The organism is Pseudomonas sp. S2_H01, from assembly GCF_054668305.1.
Map to the genome: position 1 here is coordinate 3,713,216 of NZ_CP162756.1, position 17,309 is coordinate 3,730,524.

At 59.5% G+C, this 17,309-nt stretch carries 16 protein-coding genes, 1 tRNA gene and 1 pseudogene; 9 read left to right on the forward strand and 9 right to left on the reverse strand.

Going from position 1 to position 17,309, the window contains the following annotated elements; translation table 11 throughout:
- Positions 1–140 precede the first annotated feature (140 nt).
- The 4 genes from AB4N84_RS16615 to AB4N84_RS16630 all read left to right on the forward strand — a co-directional run bounded on the left by AB4N84_RS16615 (position 141) and on the right by AB4N84_RS16630 (position 3,490).
- Positions 141–764 carry a LemA family protein gene (locus AB4N84_RS16615; protein ID WP_074755636.1) on the forward strand — a complete coding sequence of 208 codons (624 nt, stop codon included), beginning with the start codon at positions 141–143 and terminating at the stop codon, positions 762–764.
- 41 nt (positions 765–805) lie between these two features.
- Complete coding sequence (locus AB4N84_RS16620; protein ID WP_244165883.1) at positions 806–1,519, forward strand: TPM domain-containing protein; 714 nt, start codon at positions 806–808, stop codon at positions 1,517–1,519.
- Positions 1,520–1,546: 27 nt separating this feature from the next.
- Positions 1,547–2,164, forward strand: coding sequence for a TPM domain-containing protein (locus AB4N84_RS16625; protein ID WP_460042283.1), 618 nt, complete (start codon positions 1,547–1,549; stop codon positions 2,162–2,164).
- Positions 2,165–2,272: 108 nt separating this feature from the next.
- On the forward strand, positions 2,273–3,490 hold the full coding sequence (locus AB4N84_RS16630) for a class I SAM-dependent methyltransferase (RefSeq protein WP_460042284.1): 1,218 nt from the start codon (positions 2,273–2,275) through the stop codon (positions 3,488–3,490).
- On the opposite strand, the gene AB4N84_RS16635 is transcribed toward AB4N84_RS16630, so the two are convergent.
- Positions 3,487–4,386: a DMT family transporter gene (locus AB4N84_RS16635; RefSeq protein WP_074755644.1), complete on the reverse strand. Its 900-nt coding sequence runs from the start codon at positions 4,384–4,386 to the stop codon at positions 3,487–3,489. The two genes, AB4N84_RS16630 and AB4N84_RS16635, sit on opposite strands and share 4 nt — an antisense overlap.
- 265 nt (positions 4,387–4,651) lie before the next feature.
- On the opposite strand from AB4N84_RS16635, the gene AB4N84_RS16640 reads away from it, so the two are divergent.
- Together AB4N84_RS16640 and AB4N84_RS16645 are read left to right on the forward strand one after the other, a co-directional pair.
- Positions 4,652–4,882, forward strand: a complete 231-nt coding sequence (locus tag AB4N84_RS16640; protein ID WP_460042285.1) for a hypothetical protein — start codon at positions 4,652–4,654, stop codon at positions 4,880–4,882.
- 325 nt (positions 4,883–5,207) lie between these two features.
- Positions 5,208–5,600 (forward strand): type II toxin-antitoxin system PemK/MazF family toxin, encoded by a 393-nt coding sequence (locus AB4N84_RS16645; RefSeq protein WP_460042286.1) that lies wholly within the window; start codon positions 5,208–5,210, stop codon positions 5,598–5,600.
- A gap of 36 nt (positions 5,601–5,636) precedes the next feature.
- Here AB4N84_RS16645 and AB4N84_RS16650 read toward each other — a convergent pair whose 3' ends face one another.
- Complete coding sequence (locus AB4N84_RS16650; protein ID WP_460042287.1) at positions 5,637–6,668, reverse strand: DUF4917 family protein; 1,032 nt, start codon at positions 6,666–6,668, stop codon at positions 5,637–5,639.
- 184 nt (positions 6,669–6,852) lie between these two features.
- Here AB4N84_RS16650 and AB4N84_RS16655 point away from each other — a divergent pair, with 184 nt between their 5' ends.
- From AB4N84_RS16655 to AB4N84_RS16665, 3 genes and pseudogenes are all read left to right on the forward strand, one after another.
- Positions 6,853–7,080, forward strand: a complete 228-nt coding sequence (locus AB4N84_RS16655) for a hypothetical protein (RefSeq protein WP_074755652.1) — start codon at positions 6,853–6,855, stop codon at positions 7,078–7,080.
- Between the two features lie 94 nt (positions 7,081–7,174).
- Positions 7,175–7,342, forward strand: a pseudogene (locus tag AB4N84_RS16660) (SPOR domain-containing protein); the annotation flags it as partial.
- A gap of 252 nt (positions 7,343–7,594) precedes the next feature.
- Positions 7,595–8,494 carry a LysR substrate-binding domain-containing protein gene (locus AB4N84_RS16665; protein ID WP_460042288.1) on the forward strand — a complete coding sequence of 300 codons (900 nt, stop codon included), beginning with the start codon at positions 7,595–7,597 and terminating at the stop codon, positions 8,492–8,494.
- A gap of 2 nt (positions 8,495–8,496) precedes the next feature.
- On the opposite strand, the gene AB4N84_RS16670 is transcribed toward AB4N84_RS16665, so the two are convergent.
- The 7 genes from AB4N84_RS16670 to AB4N84_RS16700 all read right to left on the reverse strand — a co-directional run bounded on the left by AB4N84_RS16670 (position 8,497) and on the right by AB4N84_RS16700 (position 17,260).
- Positions 8,497–9,717, reverse strand: a complete 1,221-nt coding sequence (locus AB4N84_RS16670) for a YbfB/YjiJ family MFS transporter (protein ID WP_460042289.1) — start codon at positions 9,715–9,717, stop codon at positions 8,497–8,499.
- A 181-nt stretch (positions 9,718–9,898) separates the two neighbouring features.
- Positions 9,899–9,972, reverse strand: a tRNA-Gly gene (locus AB4N84_RS16675).
- Between the two features lie 178 nt (positions 9,973–10,150).
- Positions 10,151–11,035 (reverse strand): alpha/beta fold hydrolase, encoded by an 885-nt coding sequence (locus AB4N84_RS16680; RefSeq protein ID WP_074755658.1) that lies wholly within the window; start codon positions 11,033–11,035, stop codon positions 10,151–10,153.
- 311 nt (positions 11,036–11,346) lie between these two features.
- The gene (locus tag AB4N84_RS16685) at positions 11,347–12,039 is read right to left on the reverse strand and encodes a pseudouridine synthase (RefSeq protein ID WP_460042290.1); all 693 of its coding nucleotides are present in this window, start codon (positions 12,037–12,039) and stop codon (positions 11,347–11,349) included.
- 180 nt (positions 12,040–12,219) lie between these two features.
- A complete protein-coding gene (locus AB4N84_RS16690) occupies positions 12,220–12,453 on the reverse strand; it encodes a cysteine-rich CWC family protein (RefSeq protein ID WP_460042291.1) in 234 nt (77 codons plus the stop codon).
- On the reverse strand, positions 12,450–13,931 hold the full coding sequence (locus AB4N84_RS16695; protein WP_460042292.1) for a sensor domain-containing diguanylate cyclase: 1,482 nt from the start codon (positions 13,929–13,931) through the stop codon (positions 12,450–12,452). Before AB4N84_RS16695 ends, AB4N84_RS16690 begins: the two co-directional genes overlap by 4 nt.
- Before the next feature lie 113 nt (positions 13,932–14,044).
- Positions 14,045–17,260, reverse strand: coding sequence for a dermonecrotic toxin domain-containing protein (locus tag AB4N84_RS16700; RefSeq protein WP_460042293.1), 3,216 nt, complete (start codon positions 17,258–17,260; stop codon positions 14,045–14,047).
- Positions 17,261–17,309 lie beyond the last annotated feature (49 nt).

Genomic DNA, 17,309 nt, shown 5'->3' on the forward strand with positions numbered 1-17,309 from the left:
CGAGTTTTATCTGATTGCTGCTTGGCAATCCAGTGCCCTGACAACGTGATGGGGCAAGATTATGCCGGGGATCGTCCGATTTGGCTAAAGTCATGGTCAGACGGGAAGACTAATGCAGGACATGAAGGGGCACACAGGCCATGCAAATAGAGCGTTACGGGCACATTCGGGGCAGTCGTTACAATTTGTCACTGGCGCTGCTGATGCTGTTAAGCACGTTGCTGGCCGGTTGCGGCATCAACAATATTCCGACCTATGACGAGCAGGTCAAAGCCGCCTGGGCCCAGGTGCAGAACCAGTATCAGCGCCGCGCCGACCTGATCCCCAATCTGGTCGAAACCGTGAAGGGCTATGCCAAGCAGGAGCAGGAGACGCTCACGGCGGTGATCGAGGCCCGGGCCAAGGCCACCTCTATCCAGATCGATGCCAATACGCTCAACGATCCGGCCAAACTCAAGCAGTTTCAGGACGCGCAAGGTCAGTTGACCGGTGCTTTGAGTCGTCTGATGGTGGTGTCCGAGCGCTATCCGGACCTGAAGTCCAACCAGAACTTCCTGTCGCTGCAATCGCAGCTCGAGGGGACAGAAAACCGGATTGCCGTGGCACGTCGCGATTTCATCGCTGCGGTTGAGAAGTACAACACCGAAATCCGCACCTTTCCTGGTCGTCTCTGGCATTCGGTGATGTACAGCGATCTGCCGATCCGGCCTAACTTCGAAGCCACCGCTGCAGACGCTGACAAAGCGCCGCAAGTGAAATTCTGATGGCGCGCGCGGGGCGGGGCATTCTGTTCGCCTTTCTGGCGATGTCGGTTGGCCTGTGTGCCCAATGGGCCCAGGCCGAACTGAAGTTTCCAGCGCTGAGCGGTCAGGTCGTCGACACGGCCGCAATGATCGACAACGAGAGCAAGGAGCGGCTGTCCCAGATGCTGCGGGCTCATGAAGAGCTCACCACTGAACAGGTCGTGGTGGTCACGCTGCCCAATCTGCAAGGCTCGACCATCGAGGATTTTGGCTACCAACTCGGTCGTTTTTGGGGCATCGGCCAGAAGGGCAAAGACAACGGCGCGTTACTGATCGTCGCCAAGGACGAGCGCAAGGTGCGTATCGAAGTCGGCTACGGCCTGGAAGACCGGCTGACGGACGCACAGTCCTCGGTGATCATCAATCAGGTCATCACGCCGGCGTTCAAGCAAGGTGATTTCGTCGGCGGCATCAGTAAAGGCACCGAAGCCATCGTGCAGGTGCTGGGCGGCGATCCGCTGGCTGAGCCCGCGGTCGGTGCGTCCGGGGGCGACGATGTCACTGACTGGAAAATGAGCCTGCTGTTTCTCATCCTCTTCGTGGCCTTCGTCTTTATCAACATGCGCTGGGGCCGTGCTTTGGGTGGCTTGGGCGGTGGCTATATCGGCTCGGGAGGCGGCGGTGGTGGCTTCGGTTCCGGCGGCTCCGGCGGTGGCGGGGGTATGCGCGGCGGTGGTGGCAGTTTTGGCGGCGGCGGTGCCTCCGGTGGCTGGTAGTCGATAGCTCAATAAGGATTGCAGTGCATGGCGTTACTCACTGAAGACGAACAGAAGCAGGTTGCTCAAGCCATCGAAGCGGTCGAGCGTCAGACGGACGCCGAACTGGTGACCGTGCTGGCCGCAAGTGCCGACGATTATGCTTACGTGCCTTTGATCTGGGCCGGACTGGTTGCGCTGCTCGTGCCCGGTTTGATCAATTTTTATCCCGGTTGGCTGAATGCCAACGAGCTGTTGTTGACTCAGATTGCGACGTTCATCGTCGTCGCGCTGGTGTGCCGACTGCCCGCAATGACCTCTCGCTTGGTGCCCGGATCGGTTCGGCACTGGCGAGCGGGAAGTCTGGCGCGGCGTCAGTTCCTGGAGCAAAACCTGCACGCGACGGCTAATGGCACGGGAGTGTTGATTTTCGTCAGCGAAGCCGAGCGTTACGTCGAAATCATCGTTGACGACGGCATCGCCCGTCATGTGGATGACATGGTCTGGCGTTCAATGGTCGATGTGTTCACCCGGCAGGTGAGCGACGGGAAGATCCTGGAAGGCTTTCTGGGCTGTATTCGTTCGTGCGGCGAGGTGCTGAGCGATCAGGTGCCGGTGACCCAGGCGCGCAACGAGCTGCCGAACCGTCTGGTGGTGCTGGAGTAGTGGAATCCGATCTACGGCCTTGTGGTGGTCAATAATTAAATCCACCACGGCCCGTCAACCCGCCTAAAATACGGCCCTCGCATTTTTCGCATCCACAGGGTTCACCCGATGTCCGTTACTGCAGCCAACGTCGCTCCCGCGCAGGATCACCGCGCCCAGTTCCTGAGCCTGCTCGACACCTGTCTGACGCAGAACTCACTGATCAAGCTGGTGCTGGCCAAGCACGTCGGGACCGAGGCCGAGCTGCAACGGATCATCATCAAACCCACGACGATCAAGGAGCAGCCTTGTTTGTCGTTTGTGTATCGCTACAAGACCCGCGACATCACCAAGAACCATCCCCTGGCGGAGGCGCAAACGCTGATCGCCAGCCTGCTGCCCGCATCGTTCAAAAACGCGCATCTGCTGTCGCTCACTGACGAGGTGCAGCTGGAGTTCAGCAAGAAAGGCAAGAGCACCCTGTTCCGCAACACCTCACAGCAACAGCGTGAGGCGCCTTCGGCGGAACATGATCGCGAGAAGAAGCGCTATCTGGAGCTGAGCCGTCCGTTCCTCACGGATCTGGGTGTGACCAACAAGCAGCATGAACTGATTCCGGCGATGTCGCGCAAATGGAAGCAGATCAACAAGTTCATCGAGGTGTTCTCCCACGCGCTGTCGACCTCGCCGATCACGCTCGACAAGCCGGTGACGGTGGCCGATTTCGGCTCAGGCAAGGGCTATCTGACGTTTGCCATCCACGATTACCTGCGTAATACCTTGCAGGCCGAAGGCAACGTCACGGGCGTCGAGTTGCGTGAAGACATGGTCACCTTGTGCAACAACGCCGCCGCGCGTCTGGAGCACCCCGGGCTGGTGTTCAAGTGTGGCGACGTGCGTTCGGTGGCGCCGAGCGAGCTGGACGTGATGATTGCCTTGCACGCCTGCGACATCGCCACCGATTACGCGATTCACACTGGTATTCGTTCGGGCGCCTCGATCATCATGTGCTCGCCATGCTGTCACAAACAGATTCGCCTGCAGATCCAGAGCCCGACGCTGCTCAAGCCGATGTTGCAATACGGTCTGCACATGGGGCAGCAGGCCGAGATGGTCACCGATGCGCTGCGTGCGTTGTTGCTGGAAGTGTGTGGCTACGAGACCAAAGTCTTTGAGTTCATTTCGCTGGAGCACACCAACAAGAACAAGATGATCCTGGCCGTCAAACGCGCAACGCCGGCCGATCCTGCAGAACTGCTGGCGAAAATTCAGGAATTGAAGACGTTCTATGGCATTCAGGAACACTGCCTGGAGACCTTGCTCCAGGCAGATCATCTGATCGGCTAGAGCCGCGTAGCCACGACCGGTTTGGGCGCGATGACCGCCGTCTTGCGCCCGATGGCCAGCGTCACGACCACGCCGGCGGCAAAAATCCAGGTGACCGGGTCGATATGTTCGCCGAAGAACAGCGCCGAAAACGCCATGGTGAAGAACAGCTGAACCAGCTGGATCTGACTGACACGGGCAATCCCGCCCATGGCAAGGCCCGCGTACCAGGCGAAAAAGCCGATGAATTGCGAGAACAACGACACATAACCAAACGCCCACCACGCGCCTGTCGAGATCGGCCCTTCGTGCTGCGAGGCGAGGTAGCCGACCGGGATGATCAACACCGGAATCGAAATCACCAGCGCCCAGCAGATCACCTGCCAGCCGCCCATCTGTTTGGCCAGCCGGCCGCCTTCGGCGTAACCCAGCCCACCAATGGCCACGGCTCCCACCATCAGCAGGTCACCGGCCTGTAAGTTGCCCGCACCGCTGATCAGCGCATAGCCCAATACCAGCACACTGCCCATCGCCGCGCAGAGCCAGAACGCTTTTGAAGGACGTTCATGGGACAGCCATGCCGCGTAGATCGCCACCAGCAAAGGCTGCAGGCCGTTGACCAGCGCACCGTGAGAGGCCGGCAGGGTTTTCATGGCCCAGGCCGATAGCACCGGAAAGCCGATGATCACGCCCAGCGCGACGACCATCAGCGCTTTGAACTGGGCGCGGGTCGGCCATTTCTCCCGACGCCAGAGCAACAAAGCTGCCGCTGGAATCGCCGCGAACAACGCACGGCCGAGGCCATTGAGCAAAGGATGGATTTCCTGAACCACGATGCGGGTCATGGGCAGCGTCAGACTGAAGATCACCACGCCGACCAGTCCGAGGACCATGCCGGTGTTTTCGCGAGAGGACATGTTGAGTCGTGCCTTTTGTTTTAAGAATAAAAGCCAAGCGTGGAACGAAGGCTTCCATTCAGCCACAGATGACCCGCAAAGCCCCTTAACAGATACCGACAGAATTGGCCGTACACTTCGCGTTTCAGGGGGGAAACGCCGTTTGTGAGGATTTTCCTGCTGGCCGCTGCACACCTTTGAATATTGGTGCAGAAATTGAATGCCATCTTCCTGCAACCATTTGAAGGTCAAATGGGTGGCGTCGAATTCAGCCAGGAGAACAATCGTGTCGGTCATCGGAAAGTGGGCGTTGCAAGGTGTCGTGGTGTTCCTGTTCGCATGGATAGCGACCGTGGCGGCTCAGTGGTCAGCGAGCGTCGTGAAATCGACGAGCAGCGACCGCCTCGCCTCCCTCAGCAGCGTCCGACTGTCGACAGAATCGGTCGCTGCCAGCGTCAATAAGAAGGCGCACGGCAACACGGTCGTGGTGGGGGCGTTGTCGGAAAGTAACGAGTAAGCCGGCAGTTGTGGGAAGTTTGGGAGCGGGTTGGGGGGGAGCGGACAAAAACTGTTCCCTGAGACCCTCGCTCGCTTTTATTGCTTCCAATACAGGGAATTTCTCGGACGCATCGCCCTGGCAGGTGGGATATATTCTGAATATCCAGAGTGGGCTTGAAACAGCAATTCTGACTGCACATACTGCGCGGGTGATCAGCGAGAGCTGAATGGAGTCTGGATCCCTCAGTTGAGGTTGAACCAGCGGCGCAGTCAGGGCGATGCAAGTTCTACTGCGTGTCGATAGAGGCCGCCTTCGGGCGGCTTTGCTTTTCCTGGAGAAAGGGATGCCTCTCTACTATTTGCCTAAACAGGGCGATGTGCTGGTCTGTGATTTCACCAGAGGTTTTGTGCCTCCAGAAATGGTGAAGGTTCGCAAGGTGGTGGTCATCTCCCATCGTGCCAGACACCGTAGACGTCTATGTACCGTGGTTCCCATCTCTTCCACATCTCCTGAAAACGAATTTGACTGGCATCATCTGCTCAGAGTGAACCCGCTGATTACGGATGGGGCTCAACAGTTATGGGTCAAATGCGACATGATCTACACCGTCAGCTTTGATCGGCTGGACAAGGCTCATCGCAAGACGAGAGGCGGAAGGGAATATTTTGTTCCACGTCTTTGCCCAAATGACCTTGAAGCAGTGATCAACGGTGTAAAGGCTTACCTGCCGCTTTAGTCCAATGCATTCCGAAGATTTCCTCGCAGATAGGACTCAGCCCTTCCTGATCTCCAACCCTTCCTTCAACCGCGCCACCGGCACCGAAAACTCGGGATTGCCCAGCGGATGCGTTTTGGCGTCGAAGAACTTCAACTCGATGTTCTGTCCTTCGAACAACGCACTGTAGTGCCGCTTTTGATGCTGGATGAACGCTTCGCTGCGCGCAAGGATCGAGATGGCGAGGGTGGTCGGTCTGGCTTGCAGCACGGCGTGCAGGATGTGTCGGTCCTGTTTGCCCAGCGAATGCCCGAAGATGCACAGCGAACCCTGGTGTTGCGCCAGTTGGGCGTGGCAGAACGATAGGTAGTCCGAGCCTCGGATGATTTTCATCTTGTCGTTGCTGCGACCCTCACAGACGAACAGCGGGACGTCTTCCAGCGCATTGACGGCAAAGCTACCCAGCAGCGTGCTTTCAGAGGACATCAGCTTGCGCGCGGTGCCGTCGAAGTTTTTCACCAGGTGCATGCCGCCATGCAGATAGAGGATGCGCGTGGCGTGGCTGGTGGTCCGGTGCAGGTTGAAGACCGCGTCGTCATCGAACAGATCGTCGAACGGCTGTGCGCCATGCATCACCGCCCAATAGGCCAGCAGGTCATAGTTGGTGGAGTAGACCGTCGCGTACTGGCTCAGCGCCTGGCTGATGTGTGCGATGGTCGACGGCGCCATCAAACGCCATGGAATGTGCGCCGAGCGAATCCCGTGAATGAGCGCTTCCTTGATGGCGAAGTAACGGTTACGTGGCGACGACGAACTGATCGTCAGCGCCGCGTTCACCCGCATCGCCACCTTCAGGCCGCTGAGGACGGGCTCGAAGTTTTCGGTTTCCATGGATTTGAACAGCGCAAGCTCGGTCGGGCTCAGCGGCTTATTGCGGGTGGTCTGCGCCAGCTCGAACAGCGAGTCGTAGGCGAAGTTCTTCCACACCGCGAGGCTGGCACCGTTGCCCAACAGCAAACCTGAACACGGGTGAGCGGTTTGCAGTTGATGCCAGTCGGCAAGTTCAGCGTCAAAATCCGTGAATTCCATCTTCTCGCTTCGCGTTCAGGTGAGCAGGCTGGCCGAGCGGCCAAACGGAGTGGACTTATAGGAAGCCAGGTCGACCTTGTCAACGCCGGAGCCGTCGTCGGACCGTCCGGAAGATATTTCGAACCCCTGTGTCGAGCCTGTTTCTAACGCTTGAACCCCAAATCCGGTTCGCTGAGAGGTCATCATGAAAACCGATCCAGTGAATACCGCCGCCGCGCAAAGCCCCGGCCCTCATCCAAGCCCCATGGAAACGCCGCGTCGCGACAGGTCGTCGCCGTCCGCCGACGAATTCGAACGGGTTGAAGCCACCGATAAGCAAAGGCGCGAAACGCCGCCCCCGCAAACCTGGAAGCACCCGGACGATGGGAAAAACCTGTCGGAAAAAGACGAAGAACGACCGCTTAAGCCCTGACGCCATCTGTCTAACGGCCCCTCATACGAGGGCGACCGGGTGTAAGGTCTTTCGGGACAATCCATAACACTCTCTGAATGAGAGGGAGGTCACCATGCACACAGCGATGCTCAGCAAAACCCATTTCAACGGCTACGACGTGATCAACGTCAACAACGGCCCATGGCGGGTCTGCACTCACCACGACCGACTCGGGTCGTTTGGTTCGCGCGAGGAGGCGATGGCGTTTGCTGCGTCGTTACCGGCTTATCAGGAGCGGACCGCAATGAAAGCACAGCCCGCGGCAGTCGCTAAAGCCAAGCCGGCCGAGGCCCATAAAGAAGCACCAAAGGCTAAATCCAAAGCGAAAAAGTAAATGCGTGAACAAAAACGAAGCCTCGGTTCTTGCCGGGGCTTTGTACTTTTCCGCTCTCGAAAGATTACGTGCGCTTGTCACCGCATGGGTTGAGGAATAATCTCAAAAACCAATAACCTGGAGGTCAGGTTGGTTTCATTCGAGATAGCAGGTGATGCAGTGGACGTTATCGATCTGAAGGTCGTGGAGGCCGTCGCACGGCACGGCAGCATGAACAAGGCCGCAGTCGAACTGAACACCGTGCAGTCGAATGTTTCCTCAAGAATCCGCTCGCTAGAAGACGAACTCGGGGTTTCGCTGTTTCAACGCAGCGCCAAGGGCGTGCAGATCACCCCGGCAGGCCGACGCGTGCTGCCCTATGCCGCCAGGCTGTCCAAGCTTCTTTCCGACGCATCGGCCGCTGCGCGCGATGACGGCACGCCGGCCGGTGTGCTGGAAATCGGCACGCTGGAAACCACCCTCGCGCTTCGCTTGCCGCTGTTGATCGCCCGCTTCGCCAAAGCGTGGCCAGACGTTCGGCCAATGGTGCGGACCGGCACCACCAGCAGCCTGATTCAGGATGTCGTCGACTGTAAGCTCGAGGGGGCATTCGTGGCAGGGCCGGTCAGTCATCCAGAGTTGCAGACCGAAACCGTCTTTCACGAGGAGCTGGTGCTCGTCACCTCTCGTGCCGTGCGCTCGCTGGACGCTGTGCGCGCGATCGCCCATCTGAAAACCGTGGTGTTTCGTGTCGGCTGTTCCTATCGGCAGCGCCTGGACGCGTTATTGGCGAGTACGGGGCTGCTTGTGCCGGAGCCACTTGAGTTCGGCTCCATCGACGCCATCATCGCCTGTGTGTCGGCGGGCGTTGGCGTCACGCTCCTTCCTCGAGGCGTTGTGGCTGACGCCTGGCAGGAAGGCCGGGTCGCCGTGCATGAGCTGCCGACGGCTTTTTCCCAAGTTGAAACGGTGTTCGTCCGACGCATCGACAGCCATTTCTCCAGCGCGCTGGCGACCTTTCTCGACAGCGTGCATCAGGAAAATGGCGGTCGCCCGCAGAACGTCAGGCAGCTTGCGTGACATCAGCGATGAGCCGCTTCATCAACGCTTCGTGAAGCCACGATGTCGATCAGCAAGGCGAGGGCGATAGCGCCGGTTCCCAACAGGAACAACAGGGCGTAGTTGCCGCCGCTGTACGAGAACAAGTACGAAAACCCATACGCCGCCACCGCCTGAAACAGCGCGAAGCCTACCGTGGCCGTCCGCCACGCGGCGTTTTGTTGCGCGGGATGGTGCACCAGCAGTTCCTGCACACGGCCCAGGACCAACGGCACGGTCCCCGTTACAAATGCGCCGACCACCACGCTGGAGGCCATCAACCACGGAGTGCCCAAGCCCAGCGCCGGGATGCAGACACACACACCTTCCAGAATGAACGACAACCGCAGCGCCAAGCCGAAGCCGACGCGGTCGGCCAACACGCCCGCCAGCAATGGGCCGAGTGTCGCGCCAATGCCGAACAGCACCCAATATTGAGCCCCGACTTCAAGCCCCTGACCCAACCCGTGAGCAATAAAGGCCACCAGAAAAATCATATGCGGCACCCAGCCCGCCGCGTTGAGCGCGTACTCGGCGTACAACGCCTTGAGCGTCGTGTTCTTGGATTGACGCGGATGCTGAACTGCGTGAACGGGCGCAGCGTCCTGCTTCGGCCAACCCTTCCAGGCAATCGCCGTGAACACCAGAGAAATGATCCCTAGCCCCAGCCATGTCTGCTGCAAACCTTGCTGCAGCAACAGCGGCACCAACGTGCCCGACGCCGCGATACCGACGCCGACTCCCATGAAAATGATCCCGCCCGAAAGCCCTCTCTTGGACGGCGGCACATACGCCAGCACCGCAGGCGCAGCGAGCACCATCAGCGCGCCACCCGAGATTCCCGACAACAACCGCCAGACAAAAAACCACAGATAAGACACCGGAAACGCACAGGCGAAAAAGGCCACACTGGCCAGCAGCATCATTGCCCTGAGCGTGAACGCCGTCGACGACCTCTGCGCCATCACCCGCCCAGTCAACGCACCCAGCAGATACCCCGCCAGGTTCGCCGCACCCAGGTACGCCGCCTTCGACGCATCAAACCACCCGGCATCAATGATCGCCGGCAGCAAAGGCGTATACGCAAACCGGGCAAGACCAATACCCACCAGACTCGCCGAAAACCCGGCCGCAATGCCCCATTTGGCATTGTGAGACTGATCGTGGGAACCCGTGCGAGAGGGTGATACCTGAACCTTTTCCATCGTCTTCGCCTGCTGCTTTCAGATGGCACCACCGTACGCGCGTGCGGGGTATCTGAAGAAGCGAAAAGAAGTGATTGGGGGTATCTGGAAAAGTGGCAGCTTGGTGCAAACAGAGGCGCAGGGGCAGATCGGAAGATCAAATCAGGAATTAGGAGGTCTTTCGGGCGGGGTTTGGAGAGACTGGAGCGGGTGAAGGGAATCGAACCCTCGTTATCAGCTTGGGAAGCTGGAGTAATGCCATTATACGACACCCGCTTTTGACGCTTTCAGCGGGTCACTTTGTACCAGAAGCGGGCACTGAATTGAAGCGTTAAATGCGGTGCGTGGAAATCAGTGGGTGTTGCGGGGTGCTGCGGGGAAGGTTCGGGATTCATTCGCCGAAGGCTGGTAGGCGGGCGCTGGCGAATGAATCCGTTCCTTGAGACCTTCACGGTCAGATTGCAAATGCATGGTGCGTGTGTGCCTGTCGGTAGCGGGTTCGGCTGGGTTCGGGTGCCGGCGTGAGGAAGCTCAACAGTGCGTTCCGGGATTCCAGGCACGCGGCTTTGTGTTCCATGTCCAGGAAGTGCCCGGCGCTTTTGATGGTGGTGAAGTGGCAATCGCGAATGTGATTGGCGAACAGTCGGGCGTCGGGGGCGGCGGTGTATTCGTCCCATTCGCCGTTCATGAACAGCACCGGCACGTTGATGCGTTTGGCGGCTTTGATCTGGTTGTGCGTGCTGACGTCCAGCACATGGTTGATGTGGTGGTGCATCTGCGCGTACTCGTGCAGGTCCAGTGAGCTGACGTGTTTGTAGTTAAAGCGCTTGAACAGCGACGGCAGGTGTTTGCCGATGGTGCTGTTGATCAGGTTGCCGACTTCGAAACGATCAAAGGCGCCCAGGTGTTGCTGACCTCGGGTGAGGTAGTCGTGCATGTGTTCGTTGATGACGGGCGAGAACGAGCTGATCACGGCCTTTTCAATGCGCTTGGGTCGGTGCGCCAGCGCCACCAGCGCGGCCGCGCCACCCCATGAGAACGACATGATGTGTTCGGCGTTGAAATGGTCGATGAGCTCCAGCAGGATCTGGCCTTCCATCTCTTTGGTCAGCGGTCGTTCATGGAGGTTGTGAGGCTTTGATTTGCCCGCGTAGGGCTGGTCGTAGAGCACGACGTTGAACTGCGGGTGCAGATTGCGGACGGTCTGGGCGAAAGATGCAGTAGTGGCCAGTGAGCCGTTGACCATGATGATGGTCTTTTCTGCGGCATCTGCGCGATAGAACTCCGTGTAAACCCGAAACTGGCCCTGTATATCAAGCACAGCGATTTCTGGCCTCATATCCATGTCTCCTGACGTTAAAACCGGTGTGCGCGCAACCACGTTGCACGAGTTTCGTGACAGGTAGGCAATGCCTTGAAAGGGGGGCCCATGTCGGTACGGGACAGTCTGTCCGACAGGTATTGTTATTGGCGGGCGGTGTGTCGCTTTTGGTGCCTGAAGGCGCTCGTGACGACAAAAGGTTTCTTAGAGTGCGTTCGTGACTCTCCGGTCACATGTGGACCGACGATTGGATTCAAGCAGGCGTAGAGGTAACCCGCAAGTGCCATTCGTGAATTGTCCTACACGATCTGCCGGGCGGTCGAAAGACGTCAGATCTGCTGAATCTCTTCAGCTGTCAGGGGCCGGTACTGGCCGGGCATCAACGCCGGGTCGAGGCGTAACGGGCCCATGCTTTCTCGATGCAGGCGCACGACCTTGTTGTCGTAGAAACCGAACATGCGTTTGACCTGATGGTAGCGGCCTTCGACGATGCTCAATCGTGCGCGGCGAGGGTCGAGGATTGCCAGCAGAGCGGGTTGCGTGGTCAGGTCTTCGAAAGCGAAGTAGAAGCCTTCCGCGAATTTCTGAACGTAATGCTCGCCGATGTCCTGCTCGGTTTCGACGTAGTAAACCTTCGGGAGTTTGGTGGCAGGCTGGGTCAGACGACGTGACCACTGGCCGTCGTTGGTGATCAGCATCAGTCCCGAGGTGTTGAAATCCAGGCGCCCGGCGATGTGCAGGTCGTGTTTGTCGGGCTCGTGCACAAGATCGAGCACGGTCGGGTGCTGAGGGTCAGTGGTGGCGCTGACGCATCCCGGTGGTTTGTGCAGCATGAAGTAACGCGCGGGCTTGCCCGTCTGCAGCACTTCGTCGTCGAGCATGACGTGGCTGAATTCGCGAACCTCGTGCAGCGGGTCCTTGACCGTCAGCCCCTCGACTTTTACCCGTCCGGCGAGCAGCGCAAGGCGCACGTCCTTGCGACTGAAGCGGGGGAGGTTGCTGAGGAGGCGGTCGAGGCGCATGGCAGTTTGGCGTGCAAAGAGGGTGGGGCATGTTACGTCAGGTCAGGAGGTCGTTGAACCTGTGGGAGCGAATTCATTCGCGAAGGGCCGGTACATACGGCACATCGATATCGGCTGCTCGCCACATCGCGAATGAATTTGCTCCCACAGGTTTCCGAGACCTGTTTGACCGTCAATGGCTCATTCCGGTCGTTGAATCTGGTCGGGTTCGATGGCCTGAGCCAGTCCGGCGCAGCGCGGACAGAGGCATGCCTGGTTGCGCAGGGCCTCGGGCAGCGCTGCCAGCACGGCGGGGTCAATGGTTTCGGTGAAGCACCAGCACGGCTGATCGACGGTGCGCGGATCGGCCAGTGTGCAGCGGTTACTCATGCCGCAGACGGGGCATATGTCGGGGCTTGGTTCGGACGCGTTCATGCCGGTTCTGCCACTTCGGTACACACCCGATTGCGGCCGTTCTGCTTGGCGCTGTAGAGCGCCTGGTCGGCACGGGCAATCAGGCTTTGCAGGGTGTCGCCGGGGTGCAGTTCGGTCAGGCCAAGGCTGACCGTAACTTGCAGGGCCGCGCCGGTGAAGACGTAGGTATGTTGCTCGGCCAGCAGCCGAATTTTCTCGGCGACGCGTCGGGCACCGCTGCTGTTGGTGTCCTTGAGCAGGATGATGAACTCCTCGCCGCCCCATCGGCAAATGATGTCGGTGTCGCGCAGGCAACGCCGCACATCGTCCGCAAAGCCCGTGAGCACTTCATCACCGGCCAGGTGGCCGTGGGTGTCGTTCAGGCGCTTGAAGTGATCCAGGTCCAGCAGCATGGCCGACAGCGCTTTGTGTTCCCGGCGCGCGTCCGCGATGGCGTCCATGGCGATCCGGTCGAAACCGCGACGGTTGGGCAGACCGGTCAGGCTGTCGAGCATGGCCTGGGTTTCAATGCGGACCTGGAAGCGGCGAATGACCCGATTGAGCAGGTACAGCACCAGCACCATCACCGCCAGACAGATCAGCAGGTTCAGGTACAGCGACTGGCGAATCTCGTCCAGCGCGCCGTCTTCGCGTTTGTCGACGAACAGGTACCAGTTCAGCTCGGGGATGTAGCGCACGTTGAGGAAATGCGCGTCATCCAGCGAATCGTACTGGTAGCTGCCGCTTTGTGGCTTCGGCATCTGCTGCTGAAGCGCCTTGAGGTCGGGCAGTTCGCGCAAGACCTGCCCGACTTTTGCGCCGCCCGGACCGCCTTGCGCGCCCGTCAGGACGAGTCGGCCAAAGGTGTCGACGAAGTACACACTGCGTTGATAACGCTCCTGGTATCGGTCGATCAGCTTGATGACGGCATCGACGGTCAGCCCGACACCTGTGGCACCGATGAAGTTGTCGTTGTAATCGAAAACCTTGTAGTTGATGAAGAAGGTCAGGTTGTCCTTGTTCGCCAGGTCCGGGTCAACGTTGATCTCGTACGGATCGGCCATGTCACGCACGCGGTAGTACCAGACATCACGGGGCTCGTCAGGGCTGATCTTTTTCAGAATGCCTTTGGCCTGGTAGTAGGTCAGGCTTTGGTTGGAGACGAAGAAGGCCGTGTAGGCACCGTAGTGATCCATGACCTCCTTGAGGTAACGGGTCATCTGCTGCGGGTCTTTTTCGCCGGCCACGACCCAGTCGCGCACGAAGGTGTCGCGGGCCATCATCGATGAGATCAACACCGGACGGACCAAATCCTTCTGGATTTCGGAGTAGACCGTGTCCGACGTCAGTGGCAGTTCGGTATTGACGATGCTGTCTCGAATGGCATCTCGCGAAGCAAAATAGCTGAGCAAGGATGTCGCCAGAAAGCCGCTCCCCAGAAGGATCACCAACGTCAACAGCAGGGAGCGTTGTGAGTGGAGCGTGGAACGAAGGGGCATGACCAGTCCGCTTGAATGTAAAAGAGTCCGTTGACCCAGACATGCTAGCCTGCGGCCACCCTGTTGCGCCATGGGGGGCTGCGGTTAACGGCTGATCGGTTGATGGCCGGCACCTACGGGCTGATCGGCGCGTTACCGATCGGCGCGTGAAAGTCAGGCACTCGCCCCAGCAGCGAGCTGACCGCCGAGCAGCGGCAATGCACCAACAGAATCCTGTCGTAATGAATGCCATGGCGATTCAGTTCGTTGAACAGGTCCTGCAAGGTCGGGTTTGTCATGCCGAAACGATTGCGCACGGTCAGCACGTCCATGGGGGTTGACGGTAAGTGTCCCGCCAGCGGCGACTGCTGGGTGTTGCGTACGATATGACCGATGTATCGATAGCTTTCGTAGTGCTCACTCTGAAATTTCGCCAGGGTGTAATTCTTGATCCGACCTGGGAGTGAAGTGCCGGCCATCAAGGTGTCGGCTTCCAGCCAGGACGAGAAAGGCGGCGTCCTGGGGCCGGGAAGAGGCTGCGTGGTGTTGAGCAGCGAGTAGGGGATAACGTTCTGGCTGGCAACACGGTGCAGGGTCGGATCAATCAGCGTCTGGCCATGAGGGGCGTAGGTGCGCAATTCCGTGCCGTTGGGAATGGCCGTGGTGCGGGTCCAGGGCAGGTAGTAACCGTGACTGCTGACAACCAGCGTGCGCGCCTGGTTGCGATCCGAGGTCCAGAGCAGAAACTTGCGCCCCAGCTTCCAGGCCCTGACCGGCTCGACGCCGAACATGCCGTTGCCGAGCAGGCTCCAGGTTTTCATCGGCCCTGTGCCATTGAAGAAGGTGCTGACGTAGGTTTTTCGCGAGTGCGTGGCGCCCCGTAGCCATTCGGCGAAGCTTCGGGAGGACGGTAGCGCACGGGCAACGCCCAGCGCCTTCGCGGGTGTGGCGAGCTGAGTGAACACCCGCAGCAGGCGGGGCGTTGCTGGCCCCAGCTGCAACAGCCCCAGGCTGAGGATTGCGAAAAAGACCTGCTTTCGTTCGGCTGCACGATGCCCCGGCAGACTGGCCGCCTGAACATTCAGCGCCAGGCTTGCGGCGCTCGCCGTCAGCGATGCAATAACGGCGACAGGCATCAGCAACGCCATCGGTGCCAGCAGCAGCTGCAATCGGCTCACCTGTTGCGTCCAGTGGTTTATCGCGACCTCGCGATCCGTGACGATACTGTCTTCGGCGTCATCGTGGCCGTTCTGTCGTAACCCGCTGGCCATGAACGCCAGTGGACAGCCGGAAACCTCGTGTTCCGCGACGCCGCCTTGCCGGGTTTTGTACACGTCTTCGTTGTAAATTCGCTCGGTCCACGGGCGCAGGCCGGAAAAAGGTGGGGGCATGGGGGCCGTGCCGCCCCAGAGTGCGGTGATATAGGCAAGGCGCTCGTGAAAACGGCTGGGCATGTAGTTGAGCACCGTCTTTCGCCAGTGTTCATCCGCTGCCGCGTGGGCCAGATGCTGAGCCAGACGCCTGGGGTCATCGAGTTCCACGAAGGGCTGCTTCTGACCCGCCTGATACAGCACGCCGGTCGGCTGTGTTTTGTGCCGGAACAGCAGCAGCCCGACACAGGCCGGAGCGTCCGCCCCCGTCACGGAGCCTGCGTTCAGGTAAAAGCCGAGTGCGTGACAGTGGGTCTGACGTTGCGCGGTGTGTTGCTCCGCCTCTTCGAGCGCGGTCACCAACAGGCTGAACGCTGAGGCAGAGAGCTCGCCATTTTTTAGGCTCAACACCGCCTGCGCGATGAAGGTCTTCTTCAGAGAACGTTCGATGGCCGCGCCTTGTCTGTCCCAAAAACGCCTGAGCCTCTTGGCCATCATGTCGAGAAATTCGATGCTGTCGACATGCGCCTGGACACTCGCGGGTGTGATCGACAGCTCTGCCTCGGGTGACCAGACGCCTTTGGCGCTTGCATCTACGTACACCACCGAGCGGCCTCCCTCATCGGTGTACCCGCTGGGATGTTCTTCCCGATAATTTCTGATCAGTGCCTGCCCGAGGCTCATCGGCGTTTCACTCGGTACGACGACGTGTGTGGGTGGTCGTTGCGGATCGCCCCACGGCGTGGTCGAGGTGCCTCGCACGTAACGGATGAAAACGTGTTTCGGGTCCAGGTCATGGGGAGGTCCTGCATCGAGCCCCTTGAGCCAATTGCCCATGATTCGGTTCGCGACAGTTGTCGGCGTGGGGATGCGGTCGAGGATCTTCGGTTCGCCATGCCAGTGATCCAGCACGCTGACCAGTGTCATCGCGGGCTGGATCGGCGCCATCAGCACGTCGTCTTCGTCCTCAGTTGTGTGTGCTACTGATTCGAACGGACCGCTGGTCATGAGACGGTCAATGGAAAATTGCCGATGTGCCTGCTTGAGTTGAGTGAAGAGATCCCCAACCGGCTCGCTCAGCCCCAGCGTGTTCGGCGCCTGAGAAAGATCCAGGTGCATCCGGTGCCAGGGTGAGGCGTTCAGCGCCTTGAGGACGGCGTCCTGATTCCAGGGCTCATCGTCGCTGATGTACTCGTGGCAGTGTGTGGTGACGCCGAGTACATGGACGTAGCAATGCCCCGTGAACCGGGACCTCAGGTGGAACACGCCCGGGATGACGTCATCGTTGAGGGTCAGCAGATGCACTGCCGAGCGGTGGGTATGCCTTTCGGTGGTCAGTGCCGACAAGGTCTTTGGAAACCACTCGAACCCCGCAGCGTCCAGCGCAAGGACGTACCCGTCCATGCTGATGCGTTTGCGGCGCTGTAACAGACGCAGCCCGTCGAGAAACGACAGGGTGGCGAGCATTTGCCAGGTGTCGGCATGTTGCTCCCAGAATCGCAACACCCGCTCCTCGTACTCACGGGTCCACCGCGTATCGATGAGCAGCGCAAACAGGGTGGCCAGCGTGAAGTGCGGGAAGTCTTCGTGCAGCGCCCGGTCAGGCTCCGCGCAACGCTGGAGCGCCAGAAAGGCCGGAGGATCGAGCACGGCACGGCCGAGTTCCCGGACGGACAGGCGCAGATCGAATTGTTCCTCGCCGTTGTTCTCCACGGTGGGATTTTCTACGGTCGTGAACTGGATATGCAGCGCATCGATATCAATGGGGTGGCCAAGCCTGTCGCGCAAGGCCTGCTGAAGCCGTTGATCAAGGTAAGCGTGAATCGAGGGCGGGAATTCGAGGTCCAGTTGCCACGCTTTCAGAATCCATACCGAACCCGCCAGCAGCCGTGCGACGGGGCTGTTGCGCATTCTGGCCAGTTGTTTGTGGTTGAGGAGGGCGGGCGCGGTGTGGGTGGTGGCGATGTTGCTGTGGGTCATGGCATGACAGTTATGAGGGAGTGAGCGGTGCACTATGTCGTGCTTGAGG

Bases quoted from the DNA above. Each gene is read 5' to 3' on its own strand.
- AB4N84_RS16615 (WP_074755636.1), top strand. From the start codon at position 141: ATGCAAATAGAGCGTTACGGGCACATTCGGGGCAGTCGTTACAATTTG.
- AB4N84_RS16620 (WP_244165883.1), top strand. From the start codon at position 806: ATGTCGGTTGGCCTGTGTGCCCAATGGGCCCAGGCCGAACTGAAGTTT.
- AB4N84_RS16625 (WP_460042283.1), top strand. From the start codon at position 1,547: ATGGCGTTACTCACTGAAGACGAACAGAAGCAGGTTGCTCAAGCCATC.
- AB4N84_RS16630 (WP_460042284.1), top strand. From the start codon at position 2,273: ATGTCCGTTACTGCAGCCAACGTCGCTCCCGCGCAGGATCACCGCGCC.
- AB4N84_RS16635 (WP_074755644.1), bottom strand. From the start codon at position 4,386: ATGTCCTCTCGCGAAAACACCGGCATGGTCCTCGGACTGGTCGGCGTG.
- AB4N84_RS16645 (WP_460042286.1), top strand. From the start codon at position 5,208: ATGCCTCTCTACTATTTGCCTAAACAGGGCGATGTGCTGGTCTGTGAT.
- AB4N84_RS16650 (WP_460042287.1), bottom strand. From the start codon at position 6,668: ATGGAATTCACGGATTTTGACGCTGAACTTGCCGACTGGCATCAACTG.
- AB4N84_RS16655 (WP_074755652.1), top strand. From the start codon at position 6,853: ATGAAAACCGATCCAGTGAATACCGCCGCCGCGCAAAGCCCCGGCCCT.
- AB4N84_RS16670 (WP_460042289.1), bottom strand. From the start codon at position 9,717: ATGGAAAAGGTTCAGGTATCACCCTCTCGCACGGGTTCCCACGATCAG.
- AB4N84_RS16680 (WP_074755658.1), bottom strand. From the start codon at position 11,035: ATGAGGCCAGAAATCGCTGTGCTTGATATACAGGGCCAGTTTCGGGTT.
- AB4N84_RS16685 (WP_460042290.1), bottom strand. From the start codon at position 12,039: ATGCGCCTCGACCGCCTCCTCAGCAACCTCCCCCGCTTCAGTCGCAAG.
- AB4N84_RS16690 (WP_460042291.1), bottom strand. From the start codon at position 12,453: ATGAACGCGTCCGAACCAAGCCCCGACATATGCCCCGTCTGCGGCATG.
- AB4N84_RS16695 (WP_460042292.1), bottom strand. From the start codon at position 13,931: ATGCCCCTTCGTTCCACGCTCCACTCACAACGCTCCCTGCTGTTGACG.
- AB4N84_RS16700 (WP_460042293.1), bottom strand. From the start codon at position 17,260: ATGACCCACAGCAACATCGCCACCACCCACACCGCGCCCGCCCTCCTC.